The 20257-nt window shown below is 39.2% G+C and carries 19 protein-coding genes; 10 read left to right on the top strand and 9 right to left on the bottom strand.

Annotated features, from left to right (window positions below; translation table 11 throughout):
• Window positions 1-9: 9 nt before the first annotated feature.
• The 5 genes from B4Z90_RS18280 to B4Z90_RS18260 form a co-directional block, all read right to left on the bottom strand.
• Window positions 10-3054, bottom strand: coding sequence for a SusC/RagA family TonB-linked outer membrane protein (locus tag B4Z90_RS18280; protein WP_286709712.1), 3045 nt, complete (start codon window positions 3052-3054; stop codon window positions 10-12).
• 570 nt (window positions 3055-3624) lie between these two features.
• Complete coding sequence (locus tag B4Z90_RS18275) at window positions 3625-5340, bottom strand: GMC oxidoreductase (RefSeq protein ID WP_286802914.1); 1716 nt, start codon at window positions 5338-5340, stop codon at window positions 3625-3627.
• 7 nt (window positions 5341-5347) lie between these two features.
• Complete coding sequence (locus B4Z90_RS18270) at window positions 5348-5836, bottom strand: gluconate 2-dehydrogenase subunit 3 family protein (RefSeq protein WP_286727398.1); 489 nt, start codon at window positions 5834-5836, stop codon at window positions 5348-5350.
• A gap of 88 nt (window positions 5837-5924) precedes the next feature.
• The gene (locus tag B4Z90_RS18265; protein WP_286802912.1) at window positions 5925-6584 is read right to left on the bottom strand and encodes an HAD family hydrolase; all 660 of its coding nucleotides are present in this window, start codon (window positions 6582-6584) and stop codon (window positions 5925-5927) included.
• A gap of 36 nt (window positions 6585-6620) precedes the next feature.
• Window positions 6621-7256: a DUF6266 family protein gene (locus tag B4Z90_RS18260; RefSeq protein ID WP_115046514.1), complete on the bottom strand. Its 636-nt coding sequence runs from the start codon at window positions 7254-7256 to the stop codon at window positions 6621-6623.
• A gap of 484 nt (window positions 7257-7740) precedes the next feature.
• Here B4Z90_RS18260 and B4Z90_RS18255 point away from each other — a divergent pair, with 484 nt between their 5' ends.
• Window positions 7741-8352: a fumarylacetoacetate hydrolase family protein gene (locus tag B4Z90_RS18255; RefSeq protein WP_115046513.1), complete on the top strand. Its 612-nt coding sequence runs from the start codon at window positions 7741-7743 to the stop codon at window positions 8350-8352.
• Between the two features lie 13 nt (window positions 8353-8365).
• Window positions 8366-10096 carry a M23 family metallopeptidase gene (locus B4Z90_RS18250; RefSeq protein WP_115046512.1) on the top strand — a complete coding sequence of 577 codons (1731 nt, stop codon included), beginning with the start codon at window positions 8366-8368 and terminating at the stop codon, window positions 10094-10096.
• Between the two features lie 235 nt (window positions 10097-10331).
• On the opposite strand, the gene B4Z90_RS18245 is transcribed toward B4Z90_RS18250, so the two are convergent.
• Window positions 10332-11036 (bottom strand): IclR family transcriptional regulator, encoded by a 705-nt coding sequence (locus B4Z90_RS18245; RefSeq protein WP_115046490.1) that lies wholly within the window; start codon window positions 11034-11036, stop codon window positions 10332-10334.
• Between the two features lie 97 nt (window positions 11037-11133).
• On the opposite strand from B4Z90_RS18245, the gene B4Z90_RS18240 reads away from it, so the two are divergent.
• Window positions 11134-11856 (top strand): 3-ketoacyl-ACP reductase, encoded by a 723-nt coding sequence (locus B4Z90_RS18240; RefSeq protein WP_070570201.1) that lies wholly within the window; start codon window positions 11134-11136, stop codon window positions 11854-11856.
• 135 nt (window positions 11857-11991) lie between these two features.
• Here the strand turns inward: B4Z90_RS18240 and B4Z90_RS18235 are convergent, their stop codons facing one another.
• On the bottom strand, window positions 11992-12240 hold the full coding sequence (locus B4Z90_RS18235) for a hypothetical protein (RefSeq protein WP_070570204.1): 249 nt from the start codon (window positions 12238-12240) through the stop codon (window positions 11992-11994).
• Between the two features lie 784 nt (window positions 12241-13024).
• Between B4Z90_RS18235 and B4Z90_RS18230 the strand changes: the two genes are divergently transcribed.
• The gene (locus B4Z90_RS18230) at window positions 13025-13486 is read left to right on the top strand and encodes a helix-turn-helix domain-containing protein (RefSeq protein ID WP_088163129.1); all 462 of its coding nucleotides are present in this window, start codon (window positions 13025-13027) and stop codon (window positions 13484-13486) included.
• A gap of 109 nt (window positions 13487-13595) precedes the next feature.
• Here B4Z90_RS18230 and B4Z90_RS18225 read toward each other — a convergent pair whose 3' ends face one another.
• Complete coding sequence (locus tag B4Z90_RS18225; RefSeq protein WP_286802911.1) at window positions 13596-14093, bottom strand: hypothetical protein; 498 nt, start codon at window positions 14091-14093, stop codon at window positions 13596-13598.
• Window positions 14094-14109: 16 nt separating this feature from the next.
• Window positions 14110-14487: a hypothetical protein gene (locus tag B4Z90_RS18220; protein WP_112374984.1), complete on the bottom strand. Its 378-nt coding sequence runs from the start codon at window positions 14485-14487 to the stop codon at window positions 14110-14112.
• Window positions 14488-14684: 197 nt separating this feature from the next.
• Here B4Z90_RS18220 and B4Z90_RS18215 point away from each other — a divergent pair, with 197 nt between their 5' ends.
• The 6 genes from B4Z90_RS18215 to B4Z90_RS18190 all read left to right on the top strand — a co-directional run bounded on the left by B4Z90_RS18215 (window position 14685) and on the right by B4Z90_RS18190 (window position 20187).
• Complete coding sequence (locus B4Z90_RS18215; RefSeq protein ID WP_286802910.1) at window positions 14685-15695, top strand: helix-turn-helix transcriptional regulator; 1011 nt, start codon at window positions 14685-14687, stop codon at window positions 15693-15695.
• Window positions 15696-15820: 125 nt separating this feature from the next.
• Window positions 15821-16438 carry a hypothetical protein gene (locus tag B4Z90_RS18210; RefSeq protein ID WP_112374986.1) on the top strand — a complete coding sequence of 206 codons (618 nt, stop codon included), beginning with the start codon at window positions 15821-15823 and terminating at the stop codon, window positions 16436-16438.
• A 120-nt stretch (window positions 16439-16558) separates the two neighbouring features.
• The gene (locus B4Z90_RS18205; protein WP_112374987.1) at window positions 16559-18034 is read left to right on the top strand and encodes an HsdM family class I SAM-dependent methyltransferase; all 1476 of its coding nucleotides are present in this window, start codon (window positions 16559-16561) and stop codon (window positions 18032-18034) included.
• 1 nt (window position 18035) lies between these two features.
• Window positions 18036-19124, top strand: coding sequence for a restriction endonuclease subunit S (locus tag B4Z90_RS18200; protein WP_112374988.1), 1089 nt, complete (start codon window positions 18036-18038; stop codon window positions 19122-19124).
• 75 nt (window positions 19125-19199) lie between these two features.
• Entirely contained in the window at window positions 19200-19670 is a 471-nt protein-coding gene (locus B4Z90_RS18195; protein WP_112374989.1) for an N-acetyltransferase, read from the top strand.
• Window positions 19660-20187, top strand: a complete 528-nt coding sequence (locus B4Z90_RS18190; RefSeq protein ID WP_112374990.1) for a helix-turn-helix transcriptional regulator — start codon at window positions 19660-19662, stop codon at window positions 20185-20187. The genes B4Z90_RS18195 and B4Z90_RS18190 overlap by 11 nt, the downstream gene beginning before the upstream one ends.
• Window positions 20188-20257: the final 70 nt, after the last annotated feature.

Raw genomic sequence — 20257 nt, 5'->3', positions numbered from 1 at the left:
CTTACTATTTTAAAATCCAACATTTAAACCAATTGTCCAAGATCTTGTTCTTGGATAGAAACTGCGCGAATCAATCCCTGCTTCAAAACCTGTATCCTGCAACTCTGGATCAATCCCCGTATATTTGGTCATGGTTGCGATATTTCTCCCTGTCGCATATACATATAGACTTTTGATATAATCAGTCTTTAGTTTAAAGTTATATCCCAATGTAATATTATCCAGTTTCACAAAACTTCCATTCTCAAGGTAGTAATCCGAATACTGTGGATCCTGTTTAAGGTCGGCATGTTTAGTAAAAGCACTTTCGAAAACATTATTAGGCAACCATTTTTGATTACCAAAGAACATATCCGCTGTATTTAAAATATCATACTTAAATTTCCCTCTGAAAAATACGGTCAGATCGAAGCCCTTATAGGCAAACCGGTTACCTAGCGACGCATTGAATTTGGGAACACCATTTCCAATATAGGCGCGATCATTATCATTTATATCCGCAATGGTAGCCTTGGAGCCGTCAGCTTTATAGAAGAGCCATTCTCCAGCATCATTCAGACCCGCATAACGTTTTCCATAGAAGGAACCAATTTCACCGCCTTCTTCAAGACGAATGGCATCTCCGAGATTACCTGGAGAGGGCAGACCGCCAAAAGTCATCCAATTACTCTTAAAGATATCATTGGACATGGTAACGAGTTTATTCTTTTGATAACTTCCCGCAAAATCCACCGTCCATTTAAAATCTTCTTTTTGAATTGGAACTCCAGACAATTGCAACTCAACACCTTTATTCGAAACCTCGCCTACATTGTACCAAATGTTTGTACTCACATAGGCTGGCTGTTGCGCCTTATATTGGTATAATAAATCTTTGGTTTTACGATTATAGACATCTAGAGACCCTGTTAGTCGGTTATTCCACAAACCAAAATCGAGCCCGATATTCAATTCGGCTTTTTGTTCCCATTTTAAGTCGGGATTGGGGTTCTGTGTCGGTCCATACGTTTGATAATAGATGCCATCCTGCGGATATACCCCACCTGTTCCCAACAAGATCAACGAATTGTAATTTGGGAAGCCCTGATTACCGGTTACCCCATACCCCACACGGAGCTTCAGATTGTTGACAAGCTCTTTATTGGAGAAAAAGTCTTCGTTTGTAATGGTCCATCCCGCAGAAATGGCAGGGAAATTACCCCATTTATGATTAGCACCAAATCGCGAAGATCCCTCTCGGCGAAGAATTGCACTCACAAAATACTTTTGGTCATAATTATAATTTACCCGTCCAAAAAAAGCAATCAATTTATTGTCTTCCTTAAATGAGCCCATCGATGGTCTTGGCAATTTGGTATTTGTCAGAGCCGTACCACTTCCCATGTCCCAATCTTGAAAAGCGTCTGTTGTAAAACCATTATTGGACATCTCAAACCGCTCATAACCATTATATTGAAAACTGTAACCGAGTAAACCCGTTATATTATGCTTGTCGTTGAATGTCTGGTTGTAATCAATTGTTGTTTCAAAGGTCTTGGACCAATTCAACTCATTTCTTTTCCAAGCATAGCCCATACCCTGATACTCAGAATTTTGGCGTTGGTCCCAATCTTTTATCGAACGATATTGACGATCGTTCCAATTATTTCTAAGATAGGATCCGAAGGCTGAGATGCTCAATGGTTCTATAATCTTGAGTTTCATACGTGCGTCTCCCGAAAAAGTTTCCTGATTGCGTTGATCTACACGGTTGGCCATACGATCCAGCGGATTAAAATTATTATAACCCTGGGTTTGGTAAAAACTTCCATCGGGATTGTATAGTGGAGCAGTTGGATTACGCTGGATTGCCTGTTCGAAATATTCCGTTTTTCCACCCAAAAGATCTGCTTTATTGAAATTGGCAGCAATATTACCGGAGAAAGTCAATCGATCTTTTAATCCAGTTTGCGAAAAATTGACACGACCGCCAAATTGCTGACGTCCATTCTGTTTAGCAATGCCTTCGGCATTTTCATAGTTAATTGAAGCACGGTAGTTGGATTTATCGCCACCACCGCTGGCAACAAAATTATGGAATGTTGAGAAATTACCTTTATTGATCAATTCGTCATACAAATCTGTTGAAGCGCCAAGGTCAAGATCAGGTTTATTCTGTCCGTTGACCACATAATCTCTAAATTGCTGCGCACTCAGCATCGAAGGTTTCTTTGCGACAGACTCATGTTGACCATAGGTATAATATTCAAATCGTGGTTCTCCAGATTTGCCTTTTTTAGTGGTTACTAAAATTACACCACCATTACCCCGCGTCCCATAAATAGCCGCTGCAGATCCGTCCTTTAACACGTCTATGGATTCAATATCTCCTTGCTTGATCAAATCTAGATTTCCACCAGGAATGCCATCAATGACAATCAGCGGGGAGTTTCCGCCTTTCATGGAGGCCATACCCCGCAATTGGATATCTGAACCAGCATTTGGATTACTGCCCTGGGTTCTCGTCACATTTAGCCCGGCAACTTTACCTTGCACCAGATCCATTGGGTTGCGCATACCACCTTGATTGAAATCCTTTTCTTTTACAGAGGCCACTGCTGAAGTCACTTCACTTTTCTTTTGCGTACCATAACCGACAACAATAACCTCCTCCAATTGGTCTTCTGTCGCGGATAGTCGAATATCAATCGGGGCATTTCCTATTACTTTGACTTCGTTTGTTCGATAACCAATAGACGAAACGACAAGGACATCTCCTATCTTGGCTTGCAGGGCAAAATTACCCTGACCATCCGATGTTGTACCTTTTACTGATCCCTTGACGGTAACCGAAACACCGGAGACCCCTTCTCCAGTCTTCGCATCCTGTACCTTTCCTTTAATTAAATCCTGAAACTTAGCGACCTTATGGGTAAAGGTCTCTTTTGGATCTTCCCTCTTGGCGATGACATGCGCATTTGCCTGATGTATCGTCCCTGCGATAATAGCCAACGAAAAAAACAGCTTGGTATTTTTCGTTAAGCGGGCAAATGATTCTAAATCGATTCTGCTCATATAATTAGTGATTTTGGTTTATAAAACGTTTTAACTTTGATAAGCTTAAACGGTCATGTTTAATTAGTATCATCTTCAATAATTAATACGAATACCTGATCCCCATCTCTATCGTAATAGATTAAATCTGGCAGTCTATTAATTATTTATAATAGTGATTTGGTTTATAAAAACGTTTTAGCAAAAAGATGCTTAGAACGCCTAGTTTAATTTAGTTTCCCTTAATTGATCGTTTTAAAATCGATCTGCTTTCTTAAAATTGCCTGCTATATTCCATTGCTTTCACTTAACAGAAAACGTCTGGGTTCAAATGTCTATGGTATTATTGCCGCATAGAATCTGCAATAAAGTCTGCTAAATCGCTTTTGCTTTTGTTGTAAAATTTTTTGGTTTCCCTATTTTGGTTTTTTAATTGCTTTTTTTTGATTACTTATTTGTTCATTAATTGTTTATTCGTTATTGTTTTCCTTTTTGGTTATTCTTCTTGGTTTTAGCGTGCTATTCGGGTGGAAAGATAGCACTTTAATTTTACAGAGGAAAGATTTATTTTCAAAACCTTTCCCCTGTAAACTAAATATTTCCTTTCTTCATCTCGCTAATCGCATAATCGACAGATCGTGCCGAAAATGCCATATAGGTCAATGAAGGATTTTGTGTTGATGTCGAGGTCATACTTGCACCGTCTGTGACAAAAACGTTTTTCACAGCATGCATCTGATTCCATTTATTCAATACCGAAGTTTTCGGGTCGTGCCCCATACGTGCACCACCCATTTCATGGATATCCAAACCTGGAGCTTGCCAGTGTGAATCCGGGCGAATGTTTGTGAAGCCAGCATCCGTAAACATCTCCGTCATGACAGCAATGTAATCCTTTTTTATTTTTTCATCATTCTCATCATAATCGACAGCAATTTTTAACAAAGGAATACCCCAGTCATCTTTCTTACTGCTATCCAATGAAACCATTCCCGATTCTTTTGGTATCGTTTCACCCATCATGTGAGATCCAACCTGCCAAACACCTAATTTAGGATTCAACAAATTGTTTTTCAGATCTAGCCCTAAGCCCGAACGATCGGACTCTTTACTACGCGAAGCTCCGAAACCGGCGGCATAGCCCCTTAAAAAGTCCGTTTCCTGTTTGTGCAAGTTTCTGAAACGTGGAATATACCCTCCACCTGCTGGATTCCGCCCTTCGGCCGTAAAATCCAACAGTCCTTCATACTCTGCATAAATTCGTGCGCTATAGTTGTGAAAAGCAACATATTTTCCGAGCACACCACTATCATTACCCAAACCATTTGGAAAACGGTTCGATTTAGAATTCAATAAGATCAAATTCGTATTGATTGCAGCCGCATTGACAAAAATCAGTTTGGCATAAAAATCAATTTCCTCTTTTGTATTGGTATCAATAACACGTACACCCACTGCCTTTCCTTTTTGTTCATCATAGAGGATTGAATGAACAACAGAAAATGGACGTAGCGTCATATTCCCGGTCTTGGCGGCCCAAGGAATTGTCGTTGCATTAGAACTGAAATATCCACCAAAAGGACATCCGCGCTGACAAAGTACGCGATTCTGACACTGTACACGTCCTTGTTCGATGTGAATCTGATTTGGTTTAGATAGGTGTGCACATCGTGCTGAAATAACTTTGCGCTCCGGAAATTTCTTTTGGACGCTTTCTTTAAAATACTTCTCGACAATATTTAAGGGGTAGCCTGGCAAAAACTCGCCGTCCGGCAATTCAGGAAGTCCATCGTGATTACCGGCAATACCGGCAAATTTTTCGACATAAGCATACCAAGGCGCCAAATCAGCATAACGTATCGGCCAATCTACTGCAAAACCATCTCTCGCTGGCCCTTCGAAATCAAAATCAGACCACCGTTGCGTCTGTCTCGCCCATAATAAGGACTTGCCGCCAACCTGATAGCCTCTGATCCAGTCAAAAGGTTTCTCCTGAATATAAGGGTGTTCCTTGTCTTTTACAAAAAAATGGGCCGCATCTTCATGGAATGCATAACATTTGCTGACAATCGGATTTTCTTCTTTTACTTTGAACGGCATCTCGTTCCGATGCTCAAACTCCCAAGGCATCATATTGGTGGTTGGGTAATCCTTGATATGTTGTACATCACGTCCACGCTCCAAAACCAATGTTTTCAACCCCTTCTCGCACAACTCTTTTGCGGACCAACCGCCACTAATTCCCGAACCGATCACGATCGCATCGTAGGTTCTGTTTTTTTCACTGTCAATATTTAGATTTGCCATGTGCTATTTATGCCTTAACTTTTACCGCACCATTGTACGGACCTGGAATAAGTTTATAGATCACCTTATTCTTCATCACGTATTCTGAATTCATATACCCCTGAATTGCACGCGATTTGAAGGTCTCAAAAAAAGCCCTCTCGTCGGTTTGGTCTTTTAACCCCGCCAAAGTGGTCTCAGTCGCTTTGCTATTTTTTAAATTCAACTGTTTTCGCAACTTGTTGAAACCGGCGACAAATTTAGCCTGATTTTCTGGCGACTCACAATCATCGACCATTTTAATAACGAAAAGATGCAGATTCAGCTCCTTTCCTCCTGGTGTATCCGATTTTGGAATCAGGATGTTCGCCAGATCGCCCAAAAATTGCTCATCTTCGGCCGAAATCTTCAACTTATTTAATACAATTGATGCACCTCCATCATTCAGACAGGACGACAAAATTGTCAGTCCGCCAGCTATAATGAAAAATTGTTTTATTGCGGTTCTACGGTTCATAATTCAGAGTTCCCTTTACAATTCGATAATATTACATATATCCGAATAAAAATACAAATGCTAAAACGATTAAATGATTTTACAACCCTCAAATCCAGTGCGCCAACAAGGCTTTCGCCTCGAATAAGTTTTCCACAATGTTATCAACAGCTGTTAGTCTAGCACGTTCTACCTCTTGCTTCGTAACTGCAATCAACTGTAAGCCTGCTCCCAATGCCGATGTACTTCCTGTCGATGTATCCTCAATAGCCACACAGCGGTCGGCTGGTAGACCCAGATGTGTCAATGCCAAACGATAAGGTTCAGGATCGGGCTTTGGCAACTCCACACACTCACGCGTGACAAAAAACTCAAAATAATCCAAAAGCTCATGTTTGCCCAAAACAGTATCGACAGTGCTTCTATAACTTGAGGTCACCAGCCCAATACGGATATCTTCTGCTTTCAAAAAAGCTAAAATTTCTCGTGCTCCAGGCATCAATTCTATATCGCTCATGTTAGAATCGGCATAAGCCGCACGTGTACGCTTCCACATATGTTCTTCCGTCACGTCGTAGCCATAGTCCTCGGTAAGACGCTTGACATTATGTGCTAAAGTATGTCCAGCAAAATCGCGAATCCAATCTTCATAGCTGATCTGAAGGTTAAATTCCTGTTTTAATATAGGTGCCCAATTTTTGAAATAGAAATATTCCGAATCAATTAACGTACCGTCTAGATCGAACAATACCGCCTGTATTTTATTCATAGTGTTAAAGATACACAAGTAGGTGGAAAAATCCTATTAAATGACGCCACAATAGGTCGAATTTGAGAATGCACCATGATAGGTATCCCAAAACCCGATGTAGACATGATAATCAGCTTTCTGATTTAATTCAACTGGTACATTGACGAAACATTGACCATCCTTAGCAGATGCAACTGCTGGTTTTAAGGAACAGAAATCATTTAAGCTAACAAATGCTAGATTTAACTTATAAATTTCATCATCATACGCTGGGTTTGGTATCCATTCCAAAAATATACGTCCTTCACTCACACTCACCTTAGTACCCTCAGGCGGTATTAAATCCCCCACAAACACGTTCAAATTTTCAAAATTCACGACGGGATTATAGTCAGTATCAAAAGCCAACACATCATTGAAAACATGCTTTTGCGCAAGCTGAAATGCACCATATTTAGATCCATTTTCTTTTTTTAACTCATAGCCAAAATCAAAGACAGCTTTGTTCTCTGCACAAAATTTTCCGACAGCCTTCATTTTTTGGCGATGTAATCGCTGAGCTTCAGTCGGAGGTTTACTACTTTTCCTCCTTGCACCCCGAATAATCCATTGCCCCATACGATTGTATCCATATATCGATCCAACTTTACCCCGGAAACCACCATTTGGACCATCTTCTAATATAGCCATATTTTAAGTTTTTTGTTTAATATCATCTTAATAACAACCTCCTAACAATTGATTTGGATTTATGTTTGAATTAAGTTAGGTATAACTTATTATTAGGTTAGATATAGTTTAGGTCTTAATTAGGTATAACCTATATTATACCTAACTAAAACCTAAACAAAACCTAATTAAAACCTATATAAATAGCAATCTTAATTTAAATTAAAATGGACTTGCTTCTCTTCATTTTTGGATAACCATCGGACATTTGCTAAGTTTGTTGTGGCAAGCGAAAACACAGGTTTACTGGGTATAAGTCCGCAACAAGCTTTAGGAAGATAGTCATATGATCTTCATGGAAGTTATATGTCTCCGCCACGTGTAAGACGCTCACATAAAAAGCGGAGCCATCTTTGGATCTGGCTTCAAACATCCTCGCGATGAACGTCGAGCTAAAGCGCTTGCCAAGAAATCTGAAAGCTTCATTGCCTTAAAAATTTATATCATGAAAATAATTGCAATCGGTCGCAATTACATCGACCACGCGAAAGAACTCAATAATCCAGTCCCAGAAAATCCCATTATATTTTTAAAACCCGATACTGCGGTATTAAAGGATAACAAAGATTTCTATTACCCCGAATTCTCCAAAAACATTCAGTTCGAAACCGAAGTTGTCCTCCGGGTCTGTAAAGAAGGAAAGCATGTCACGCCCAAATTTGCGTCAACGTATTATGATGCCATTGGTCTGGGCATTGACTTCACCGCCAGAGATGTACAGCAGGAACTTAAAGCGAAAAGCCTTCCCTGGGAATTGGCAAAAGCATTTGACCATTCTGCAGTGATCAGCAACTTGATTCCTAAAGGAGAGCTTGCAGATGTGAACTCGATTGAGTTCTCCCTGCAGCAAAATGGACAAACAGTCCAGCAGGGAAATACCAAGGATATGATATTTTCCTACGAAGATCTGATTGTATATACCTCCAAATTTATTACCCTCCGCAAAGGTGACCTCATTTACACCGGAACTCCAGTTGGTGTCGGATCTGTAGCCATCGGCGATTTATTGGAAGGTTTCATCGGCGAACAGAAGATGTTTAGCTGTAAAATTAAATAAGCTCGGACATCTTATGACAACAAAAAGAATAGCATTACTGGCCTTCCTCACTTGTACGGCAGGCCTAAGCCAAGGGCAAGATATTATCAAAAGTCGCAATTATCCACAAAATTATTTTGTACGCCCCATGGATATTCCTCCACAGGCTTCGGGATCGTTTGGCGAATTGCGCGCGACGCATTTTCATGGCGGAGACGATTACCGCACACAACAACGCATCAATATTCCTGTGCATGCAGCGGCGGAAGGTTTTGTATCCCGCGTCAGGGTACAGATAGGTGGTGGTGGTAATTATGTTTACATTGATCACCCCAATGGTTACACCTCGGTATACATGCACCTAGAGAGTTTCAATTCAGATCTTGCTAAAATCATCAAAGATGAGCAGTACAAGCAGAAACGTTTTGATGTCGATGTATTCCTCAAACCAAATCAGGTCCCGGTGAAAAAAGGTGAGTTTATTGCAAATTCGGGCAATACCGGTGGTTCAGCTGGCCCACATCTTCATTTCGAAATCCGGGATACAAAAGCACAATTGCCGCTCAATCCGCAATTGTTTGGACTGTTGTTTCCAGACGGTGTCAAACCGATTATCCGCGGTATGACGGTCTACGATTTGGGTTCCGAAATATTCGACGAAAATACACCTCGAAGACATCAGACGATCAAGTCGGCTGGCAATGGTACCTATAGCTTAGCGAGTACCGCGCCGATACCTGTGAATGGTACCTTTGGATTGGGAATCAACACCGTTGATAAACGGAGAGGAATCTCTTTTACATATGGTGTATATTCGATTGAACTATTTTTAGACAATAAAAACATCAGCACGGTACTGTTCGAATCCATTCCTTTTGATCAGACCCGTGCGATCCAGTCTTACGTAGACTACCCTTATTTAAAAAAATCAGGGGTACGCGTGCAAAAGAGCTTCAAAGATCCTAACAATCCGATCAACATCTTCAAAAACTTGGATAACCTCGGTAAAATCACGTTGAAAGACAATGAGGTGCATGAGGTAAAATATGTGGTTAAGGATGTTCAAGGGAATACGAGTGAATTGAATTTTAAGGTGCAGAATAACCCTTCACTTTCCATCAGCCGCCCAAATGCGAAGGGGCTTAAAATGTTTCACTATGCCGATGAAAACAAATATGAAGCGGAGAATGCTCGGGTTTATATGAGCAAAAATATATTGTATGACGACCTTTACTTCAATTATTCGCAGGGAGCAAAACCTGCAAAAGGCTACTCGGCAATGCACTATATCCACAACGCTTATACACCGGTGTTCGGATTTTATAAGCTCATGATCAAACCAGACTACAGCTTGTCTGAAAATCTTTATGACAAAGCCTTGATTGTTTCTTCTGATGGCGGAGCACAAGGTGGTCAATATGAGAACGGCTGGGTGGTAGCCAACGTACGCGAATTTGGTGGTTTTTACATCGCTGTCGATACCATTGCACCAAATATCACTGCGCGTAACCTGACCGACGGCAAGAATGTTTCCAATCAACGCTCCATCGATTTTACCATCAGTGACAATCTATCGGGTATAGCTACTTTTGACGCTTATATTGACGGGAAATGGGCTTTAATGAAATATGACCCTAAAACAAGACATATCTGGCATGACTTCGAACCGGAACTCAGCAGTGGCAGACACGACTTTAAACTTGAAGTGAAAGACAACAAAGGGAATTTGAAGGTCTACGAGGCTTCATTCTCCACATCGCGTTAACAGCTAATTTCAAACTTACAACATTTCTCCGACCTGATCTGCTACATTAATTGCAATTTTCGATTTTTGGTTCAAACAAAAGGGAAATGATAAAATGAGTAAAGGAAAAGAGTCCTGGAATTGGCGAGGACTCTTTTCCTTTACTCAACAATAATCAATGTTACATTTTTAATTGTCACAGTACAATAAGCATGATGCATTCAATATACACGCTATAGAACGATTATCGTGTAGATTAAGATACCTTATTCTTTAATAATGATTGAATGATCTGTATTCCCTGTTGCATTTCTTTAGTTCCAAAACGATACGATGGGCCTGAAATACCAATTGCTGCCAATAATTTATTATTACTATAAATTGGTACCGCTACGCAATTCATCTCTTTTTCCAAACGTTCATAATCTTCAGCATAGCCTTTTTCTATTACATTATCGAGTTGCTTTTGCAATTTGATTTGTTCTGGCTCGATGAGATTAACCATTAATTGTTTGGTCAAACTCGGTGAATGTGCCATAAAAACATTGCCCAAAGCCGAATTCATTACATCCATTTCTTTACCTACTTCTAGACTTATACGTACAGAGCGTTTGGGATCGCTTTTTAGTTCGTGCCGCATATAGGATCCTAGCTGTATGGTTAGATAAGCGGTTTCACCGGTGAGTTCGGTTATTTTTTCTACGATAGGACGATAGTCTGTCTTCAGTGTAGCGGTAGAATATTCCGTTGGGATGAGGTGATGCATTTTGCCTGTGAGGTAATATCGGGTAGAAAGTTCCTCTTGATCTGCATAGCCCATCTGCACCAAGGTTTTAACAAAATTATGTACCGTAGATTTTTTCATATCCAAACCTGATGCAATATCTTGTATACGCACCCGATTACCGTTTTGTACCATATAATCCATAATGAGAAATAGCTTCTCGACCGACTGTATCATGTTATGTTCATTATTACGGAACAAATTTACATTTTAATGCTCAATAGTCGTTTATAATAAAATAAAAACAGAATTTTGCGATATATAAAATAGAAATATGCAAGATTTAAAAAATAAGAATGCCCTTATCACAGGTGCTGGTAAAGGGTTAGGTAAAGCGATGGCTTTGGAATTGGCAAAAGAAGGGGTCAATATCGCTCTGGCAGGTCGTACAGAAAAAGATTTGTTACGGGTAGCTGCTGAAATCAGCGCCATTAACAGCGATGTAAAAGTGCAAACTTATGCCTTGGATGTCTCAGATTATACAGGTGTACAAGACACGGTAAAAAGTATTTTGGAAACTTTTGAAACTATTGATATTCTTATCAATAGTGCCGGAGTTTTGGCTGTAGGAGGTATCAACGAATTGCCAGTTGAGCAATGGGAGCAATCTTTCAAAATAAATGTATTTGGAACGTATTATATGATCCACGAGGTATTCCCGGAAATGGTCAAAAACAATGGTGGTGATATCATTAACATAGCATCTACCTCAGGTTTGAAAGGTTCTGCAAAAATGAGTGCCTACGGAGCATCAAAAGCAGCGGTGATCAATCTTACCGAGAGTGTGATGCAAGAAGGCCGCAAGTCCAACATTCGTGTATCGACCATCAACCCGAGTACCATTGCCACAGATATGACGGTGAACGCCAACTTCACCGATGGAAACGAAGAAAAAGTATTACAGCCGGAAGATTTGGCGACCCTAGTCGTACACCATCTGAAATTGCCAAAACGTGCTTTTGTAAAAGAATTTAGTTTGTGGTCTACCAATCCATAAGGTTTTTTATTGTCAACGTTGTAAGAAGAGGCTAACTGAACTACGGTTAATTTAGCCTTTTTTATCATCATTATTTTGATAAACCTTTTTATCAGGAGTGTAGATGGTGATAAAGTGACTAATTATTTCCCGCCCCTAACCCTTGTCAGTGTTTTTCTTGAAATACCTAGGTAAGAAGCGATCATATAAAGCGGAATGCGATTGTAGATATTGGGGTAATTTGATACAAAATCTTCGTAGCGTTTCTGGGGTGAGTTTTTGAGTTGATGCATAGTTTGCTACCATTCCCTCTCTGTGGAGCAAAGCTCCCTTTTTAATCTGTCTGTATTCGCCGTATTGCCCCATGAGTTCCTCGTCTTCTTGCGTCAAAGTTCCTTTTTCCATAATCCATGTTTAATTGGTTTATCACTTTTACAGATCTCGACCGGCTCTGACGGATTTTTTGGAAAACCTTGATCTTATGATAGGTATATTAAAGCTGAATAGCACATTGACAAAATTGGTATTGATATATTTCTTATTAAACAGATTTAAAGCGAGCGCCCACCTTTGTGTATACGAATTATTGATATGCTACGGAAAACGAGTAAGCGAACGCCAATTGTGTAAGTTTCTATCAAGAGCATGCCCACCTATCGTATATACTTTTAGTACTGTTGAGCGCGTGAGAAACTAGTTGTGCATAATATAGATTTTGTACTTGAAATCACTTTCAACCTGCGGTGTCACAAACGGTCAGCTATTCTTATATGTAGCACACGTAAGACAGCCACTTTATGCATACGTTATAAAGTTTCCTTATTAACAAGGAACGGCCTCAGTTGTGTATATTAGGACAAGAAGCCTTATCGCAGATCGTTGGTCTCCCGATTTTTCACAGCAAGGCCCACCCTTTGTATATACCGAACTCTAGTACAAATAAATAGTATTTAGTGAGTGATCGTTATCCTCACCCTAAGGCTTCACAAGCAGCCTCATTATTTTTAATTTTTATTGATCTTATAAAATTTCTTTCAATACCAATAGGTCAAAGAGCATTCAGCGGTTGCTGTTCGTTACAATAATAATTCGTAACTTTAAAGGCAAAGTTATTGCATTACTTATTATTTTAGGGTGTGGTATTCCACCGATTTACCGGTAAAAAACCACCCTCTAATTTTGCTAGATTATGAATACTATTTTTAAAGAAAAAAACGAAACCATGCATATCGGTCACAATATTAAACGCATCCGTGAGATTCAGGGAATTAAGCAGGAGGCTTTCGGTCAGCTTTGCCGCAACAAGTACTCGCAGCAACGGATTTCGGACTTTGAAAATATGGTCGCACTCGATGAGCCGCTTTTAGAAGAGCTGGCTACTGCATTGGGGGTAACAGCTGAATTTGTTCAATCTTTTAAGGATGAGAATGTAATTTATAATATACAGCATTCACATACATTTAACGATCACTCAACCAACTCTAGTCAACATTCCCAACCAACATTTAACAATGATGGATCAGATAAGCTGGTCGCATTGCTTGAAAAATTTATTGAGGAGGATCGAGCGAAGACACAATCCATTGCAGCATTGAGCCAGGCGGTGTTGGACCTTACCAATGAAGTAAAAAAATTGAAGGAAGGAAAATAGTACTCCGTCGTATAAAAATTATAAAAAAGGGATGTTCTGCAAGAATGAACATCCCTTTTTTATGACTATTCATTTATAAATCTAAGTGAATAATATTGTTAACGACAATTTATCTACCCAATGCTTTGCGACGTTCGATTTCCGCTTGTAGGCTTTGGAACCAGGTTTGGTAGACCTGCGGCTCATAGATCATTTGTTCTTTTGTATCTTTATTCACCTGACCCCAGTAACCGTTGCGGCTAGACTCAGACCCTTCGTACATGGTAATCTTGACTTCCGTTACTTCATCATTTATCGGTTCTATATAAAACATCGCTTTGGAAGTATTGGCATCTTTGGCTACACCCGTCCAAAAACGCTGGGAGGCCGCATTTTTGTTTTCAATTCTTTTGCTGGCGTTGATCAATCCTGTTTCTTTATCGGCGCGATCAATGATATAGCTTTCGGAATGTAGTAGACTGATTACTGACTTGAATACGAGTTCTTGATTAGATTCCAATTGCTTTGTGGTCATCATCTTTACTTCACTAGGTGATTTGGTAACCATTTTTGTAGCACATGAGCCAAATAGGATGGCAATACATAATAATGTAATAATTTTTTTCATTTTGTGTGTTTTAAGGTTAAAATGCGGTAGATATAACGGAATAATCTGCAACAATATCTTTTTCATCAAACGTAATGATCAGATCAAAAGATCTACTGCTGCTGCTTTGGCTCGCACGTTGACCAGCAAAAAAATCTGTTGATCCCGCTTTTTGTTCGACTGACATCTTGTTGTAGCTCCAGACTTCACGGTTTGATTTATTTTTGGAAACAAGATTTGGCGATCCAAATAGTTTGAGGATTTCGTCTTGTGTTGTTTCACCTTTGATGATTCGGCTTTTGACCACCCCCATGGTCAGGTTGCTCTTTTCTGTGGGGCCCTCACTGCCATATTTATAACTTTGGCAAGCGCTCAGCGATAAGATCAATAATCCTGAAAGTAGTAATTTATACATAGTTAAATAATTTTGGCAAACATATCCAGTTCATTTCACTCCACATTACGGGTTACCGTATGGAATGAAATTATTGAAAGAATAAACTCACTACAAAGCAAATAAGGTCCTGTGCACTGTATGTTCACTGGTTTACGATCTTCTGTGCACATACGATGCATAGAAAAGCCTTATCTTTGTTATAGACCAATAAATTAATGATGGCCACCAACAAACATGCAATTATACGTTACGAAGCCTTGGACAGGTGTTTTTCCAACAAAGGCCGGAAATTTTTTATCGATGACCTTATCGAATATGTCTCGGCAGCTTTAATGGACTATACTGGCAGGAACTCCTCTATCTCTCGCAGACAAATATTGAAAGACATCGATTTTATGCGTAGTGAGACAGGTTTCCGAGCCCCAATAGCATCTTTTAAAGATGGGAAAAAGACCTACTACCGTTATGCCGACGGAGGATATTCGATCGGCATGCAACAAATCAACCCCGTGGAAGCTGATTTACTAAAAATGACGCTGGATATGTTAGGAAGATTTAAAGGTTTGCCCCAATTTGATTTTGTCCAAGAACTGGCGTTGAAACTCAAAAAGAGTTTTCAATTGGAGGATCTGGACGAATGCATCTTTTTTGACCAAAATGAATACCTTAAAAATCTCCATCTTTTGGGAGATTTGCTAAAATTCATACAGCAAAAACAAGTATTGACCGTACGGTACAAATCGTTCAATCAAGATAAAGAAGAAGATTTTTTAATACATCCATATTTTCTGAAACAATATAACAAGCGATGGTTTCTCTTTGGCCAGCGGGGCGGCTTTGATACTTGGACCAGTCTAGCGCTGGATCGTATGATTACGTTTGAGTCAGCCGAAGGTATCGCATTTAGTCTTCAGAAGGACACGCATGAAGCGTACTTCGAAGATATAATAGGCGTTAGTAAACCTATTGGCGGCGCTTGTCAGTTTGTCAAAATCAAAGTGAATAAGTCGCTATGGCCATATATTGAATCGAAGCCTTTACATCCTTCACAGACTGTTATCGAACGCGGCTCGGAATATATCATCTTGCAACTGGAGATTATTCCAAATTATGAGTTTTATGCTCAGGTACTAGGTTTTGGTCCTGCTGTGGAGGTCATTCACCCTAAGCAACTTCGGGAAGATTTTAAAGCCAGAATAGAAGAAAGTTTAAAACAGTATACGTAAGTCTTTCAATTTCTGCCTCACAAATTCTCCATATAATTGCGACCGAAGGCAGACGATCTGACAACTATGCATATAGAGTGCACATACACTATTTACATTTGTATTATAAACTAAAACAAATAGAAATGATGACTTTTTTTAAAACTAGCGATCAACGCTATGAGGTAGAAAATCACCTTTTTTGGATGTATCGCGTCACTTACGAAATCGAGATGCATATTAACGCTGTCCTTAATTTAGATAGATTAATATCCGAGAATGGATTACGAGGTGATCTTAGTACAGATATGATTTTTTACCATAACGAATTAGCATTAATCCGTACTGCTTATATTTTGAAAAACAACCCTAAAGATGATGAGAAGCACTCATTAAACTGTTTGAAAAACTATCTCGAAGGTAACCAAGTAAAAACAAGCAATGCTTTGATTAAAACAATTTTGGATAAAATATCACTTTTTTATAAAAAGTACCAAGGAGATATAGATAAACTTATAAATAAAAGAGATGCCGAGGCTCATGAATTTAAAACCAAAGAGCAAATTAAGATTTCGAATGAAAATCCAATCTCCTTTAACAAACAAATGGAGGTAATTCAAGAGGTCCGAAAAATAATCAACGATTTATATGTGGTGCTCTTTAGGAGAGATATGTCTCCTGATTTAAAATATCCAATTGATTTGTATGGTAAGATATACGAGCATAGTATAGAAATAATAGCTTCAAATTTAGACAGGAATTAATATACTACAAAAAGGTAAAAAATCCTAGCGAAGTTTTTTGATTCTTTCGTAGCGATCAAAAAGAACAAAAACAAATCTTTACCTTTACAGAGCAAAAAAAAACAAATTACCCCAATACTGATGATTACTGGAGAAATAAAATCCCAAATAGATAAAATATGGAATGACTTCTGGACAGGAGGAATTTCTAACCCCTTGACCGTTATTGAACAATTTACCTATCTGATTTTCTTAAAACAATTGGATGATAGGCAGATTACGATTGACAAAGAAAAACAATTATTGGGAAGCTCAAAAAAAGCAGATATCTACACCGAAGAGCAGAAATCACTACGTTGGTCTTATTTTAAAGACTTAGATCCTGAGCGCATGATGGATATCTTTCGCATACCACAAACAGATCTAGAGAACCTGACGGCATTTGACTTTATGCGTACGCTCGGTACTGCAGGAGGTAAATTTTCGCAGTACATGAAAGGCGCAACTTTCATGATAGAGAGTCCAAGTTTGTTAGATAGCGTAGTACAACAGATCGACAAATTACCTTTGAGTAACAGAGATACGAAAGGTGATCTATACGAGTATATGCTAAGTAAAATTGCAGAGGCAGGTACCAATGGGCAGTTCCGGACTCCACGACATATCATCCGCATGATGGTGGAGCTGATGCAACCCCAGCAAGACGATACCATCTGTGATCCGGCAATGGGAACTGCAGGTTTCTTGGTGAATGCTGCTGAATATATCCAAGAAACGCATGAAGACTGGCTGCTCGATAAAGCCTTCCGTGAACATTATTACGGCAATATGTTTAATGGAATGGAAATCGATCCCTCCATGTTGCGCATCGCTTCGATGAATTTGCAATTGCACGGCATTGAGAATCCTGTACTTTTTTCAGGGTCCGCATTGGCAGAGCGAAACAGTGTCAATTCGCAATACTCCCTTATCTTAGCCAATCCGCCATTTAAGGGCGCGCTGAATGCAAATGATGTCGAGAGCTCCTTGCTCCAAATGACAAATACGAAGAAAACCGAGATTCTTTTCTTGAGTCTGATGCTACGCATGATGACATTGGGAGGACGTGCTGCTGTGATCGTTCCTGATGGCGTTTTATTTGGATCATCCACTGCGCACAAAGCCATTCGCAAAGAATTGGTGGACAATCAACAGTTGCAAGCTGTGATCTCCATGCCTTCGGGGGTATTTAAACCTTATGCAGGGGTAAGTACCGCAATTCTGATCTTTACCAAGACCAATTCGGGCGGTACTGACAAGGTATGGTATTACGATATGAAAGCCGATGGTTATAGCTTGGACGACAAGCGCAATGCTATTGCTGCCAATGATATCCCGGATATTGTGACACGATACCATAACCAAGCTAGCGAGCAAGATCGCAGCCGTACGGATCAGTCATTCTTCGTGCCAGCGCAGGAAATCCGCGATAATGGGTATGACTTGAGTATCAATAGATATAAAGAGGTCGTGTATGAAGAGATTAGCTACGAGAAGCCTGCAGCTATCCTTGAGCAGATCGCGGAAATTGATCGGGAGAGACAGGTATTGTTAAACGAATTGAAAGGGCTGTTGTAATATGTGGGAGAAAGTTAAATTTACAGATGTTGTAAAAGATGTTACGGGAGGAAACAAAAAATTAAATCAAGATAAATATTTAGATAAAGGAAAGTATCCGATAGTAGATCAGGGTGAAAAGTTTATTGGTGGATATTTTGATGACGATTTAACAGTTAAAGTTGTTAAGCCTGTTGTCGTATTTGGAGATCATTCTAAATGTATAAAATACGTTAATTTTGATTTTATTCTAGGAGCTGATGGTGTTAAAGTTTTGGAACCATGTCAAAAACTAGATTCCAAATACTTGTTTCATTTCTTAAAAACATTAAAGCTCCCCAATGTGGGATACAGCCGTCACTTTAAGTTTTTAAAAGAATCTATAATACCACTCCCCCCATTACCAATTCAAGAAAAAATAGCTACGATCTTGGACAAGGCGGATGAATTACGTCGCAAAGACAAAGATCTACAAGCCAAATATGACGAACTTGCGCAAGCTATCTTTACCGATATGTTCGGCGATCCGGTAAGGAATGAAAAAGGTTGGGAGGTGAAGAAGTTGGAGGAGTTAGGGCGTTGGGCAACTGGAGGAACACCTTCGAGAAGTAATAATCAATATTTTAACGGCACTATTCCTTGGGTTTCATCAGGAGAACTTAATTCTATGTACATTTGTAACACAAAAGAAAAAATCAGTCTTAATGCTATAAGTAATTCAGCTGCTAAACTTATTGAACCTTACAGTCTAATGTTAGGTATGTACGATACGGCTGCTCTCAAGTCTTCAATAAATACAATATCTATGACTTGTAATCAAGCTATCGCATATTCAAAAGTTGAACATGGAAATTTAACATATATTTACAAAGTACTCCAATTAACAAAAGAATATCACAAATCTAGACAGCGAGGAGTGCGTCAAAAAAACCTCAATTTATCCATCATAAAGGATATAGAAATTATATTTCCCCCAATCCACCTCCAAGAAGCCTTCGCTAAAAAAATAGAGCTTATCAACCGGCTGAAAGCACAGACCAATACAGAGAAATCCGAGGAATTATTTCAATCGCTATTACAGAAAGCATTCAAGGGTGAGTTGGTAAGTTAGTCTCCATTCATTTTTATCCAATATTAGAACAAAAAGTTTACATTATCTGTAAACTTTTTTAGTTATATTTGTATTGTGAATATTATCGAAGTCGCTACAAGTCAGTCCCATTTAATCGAAATTGCTCTGGTTCAAAAGAGCGATTTCAAAAACTTACCTGTCAACAGGTATTTCTTTGATTGGAATGAGGAAGCTTCTTTTGAAATATTCAAATTGACGATTAAAGGGAAAGACGATATATTGGGCTTGATTTCTTTTGAAAGAATCCCAGATGAGATGCGGATCCATGTGAGGTTATTAACCGCATCGGTAGAAAATGTGGGGGCAGCTAAAATATACGACAGAATTATTGGCAACTTATTGGCATACGTGGCCAAACTTGCAGTACGTGATTTTGGTGAATGGGCCTGTATTTCATTACGTCCCAAAACCCAGATCGCACAGCATTATATCGATAAATATAAAATGAATATTACCGGAGTGACACTTAGTTTAGAGGTTCCGGAGATTTTTGAATTAATTGAACTTTATGACCATGACAACTAAAAAAACAACGCTTTTGAATACAGTCGAATATGGCGTAGACGCGAGGTATAATTCGCAGGAGGAAAAACAAAATGATGCTCAACTGTTAATGCAGGCGAGAAGGGATAGGATGGCTAGAACGTCCGAACAGGATATCATGCGCGCAAAATTGATGCAGCTAAAACTACAAATTGACGAGTACTTGAACTCTGCTGAAAGTGATGTGCAACATCAATTTACGTCATTTTTAAATACATATATTAATACCATCTACGAAAAACAACAACAGTTTGCACAAGATTTGGATATTACACCTGTGTCTCTAAGTCAGATCTTGAACAATCATCGTGAACCGAAAGAGGAGTTTTTTAAGAAGCTGATGATTCATTCCGAGCGTATTTTTAAGGCGATTAAAGGCTTTCATAAACAGAGTTGGTATCAGGTATACTATCGTGACAAAATCAATGAAACAATGGCACATCAGGATGAGTGGCGTGAAGAACTTGAAAAGAAAATAAAGTTTCCGGCATTTTCTTAATGATTTAAGGATAATTAATGTATCTTCCATAGGTATCCTTTCATGTAGCGATAAAACCATATTAATATAG

The sequence above is a fragment of the Sphingobacterium sp. UBA5639 genome, from assembly GCF_002421245.1.
GTDB lineage: Bacteria > Bacteroidota > Bacteroidia > Sphingobacteriales > Sphingobacteriaceae > Sphingobacterium > Sphingobacterium multivorum.
This window is presented reverse-complemented; position numbering and strand designations above follow the sequence as displayed.

Coding starts and splice junctions, on each gene's coding strand:
- B4Z90_RS18270 (WP_286727398.1), bottom strand. CDS start 5,836: ATGAACCGTAGAACCGCAATAAAACAATTTTTCATTATAGCTGGCGGA.
- B4Z90_RS18235 (WP_070570204.1), bottom strand. CDS start 12,240: ATGGAAAAAGGAACTTTGACGCAAGAAGACGAGGAACTCATGGGGCAA.
- B4Z90_RS18245 (WP_115046490.1), bottom strand. CDS start 11,036: ATGATACAGTCGGTCGAGAAGCTATTTCTCATTATGGATTATATGGTA.
- B4Z90_RS18240 (WP_070570201.1), top strand. CDS start 11,134: ATGCAAGATTTAAAAAATAAGAATGCCCTTATCACAGGTGCTGGTAAA.
- B4Z90_RS18255 (WP_115046513.1), top strand. CDS start 7,741: ATGAAAATAATTGCAATCGGTCGCAATTACATCGACCACGCGAAAGAA.
- B4Z90_RS18230 (WP_088163129.1), top strand. CDS start 13,025: ATGAATACTATTTTTAAAGAAAAAAACGAAACCATGCATATCGGTCAC.
- B4Z90_RS18200 (WP_112374988.1), top strand. CDS start 18,036: ATGTGGGAGAAAGTTAAATTTACAGATGTTGTAAAAGATGTTACGGGA.
- B4Z90_RS18205 (WP_112374987.1), top strand. CDS start 16,559: ATGATTACTGGAGAAATAAAATCCCAAATAGATAAAATATGGAATGAC.
- B4Z90_RS18280 (WP_286709712.1), bottom strand. CDS start 3,054: ATGAGCAGAATCGATTTAGAATCATTTGCCCGCTTAACGAAAAATACC.
- B4Z90_RS18210 (WP_112374986.1), top strand. CDS start 15,821: ATGATGACTTTTTTTAAAACTAGCGATCAACGCTATGAGGTAGAAAAT.
- B4Z90_RS18275 (WP_286802914.1), bottom strand. CDS start 5,340: ATGGCAAATCTAAATATTGACAGTGAAAAAAACAGAACCTACGATGCG.
- B4Z90_RS18250 (WP_115046512.1), top strand. CDS start 8,366: ATGACAACAAAAAGAATAGCATTACTGGCCTTCCTCACTTGTACGGCA.
- B4Z90_RS18220 (WP_112374984.1), bottom strand. CDS start 14,487: ATGTATAAATTACTACTTTCAGGATTATTGATCTTATCGCTGAGCGCT.
- B4Z90_RS18190 (WP_112374990.1), top strand. CDS start 19,660: ATGACAACTAAAAAAACAACGCTTTTGAATACAGTCGAATATGGCGTA.
- B4Z90_RS18260 (WP_115046514.1), bottom strand. CDS start 7,256: ATGGCTATATTAGAAGATGGTCCAAATGGTGGTTTCCGGGGTAAAGTT.
- B4Z90_RS18225 (WP_286802911.1), bottom strand. CDS start 14,093: ATGAAAAAAATTATTACATTATTATGTATTGCCATCCTATTTGGCTCA.
- B4Z90_RS18265 (WP_286802912.1), bottom strand. CDS start 6,584: ATGAATAAAATACAGGCGGTATTGTTCGATCTAGACGGTACGTTAATT.
- B4Z90_RS18215 (WP_286802910.1), top strand. CDS start 14,685: ATGATGGCCACCAACAAACATGCAATTATACGTTACGAAGCCTTGGAC.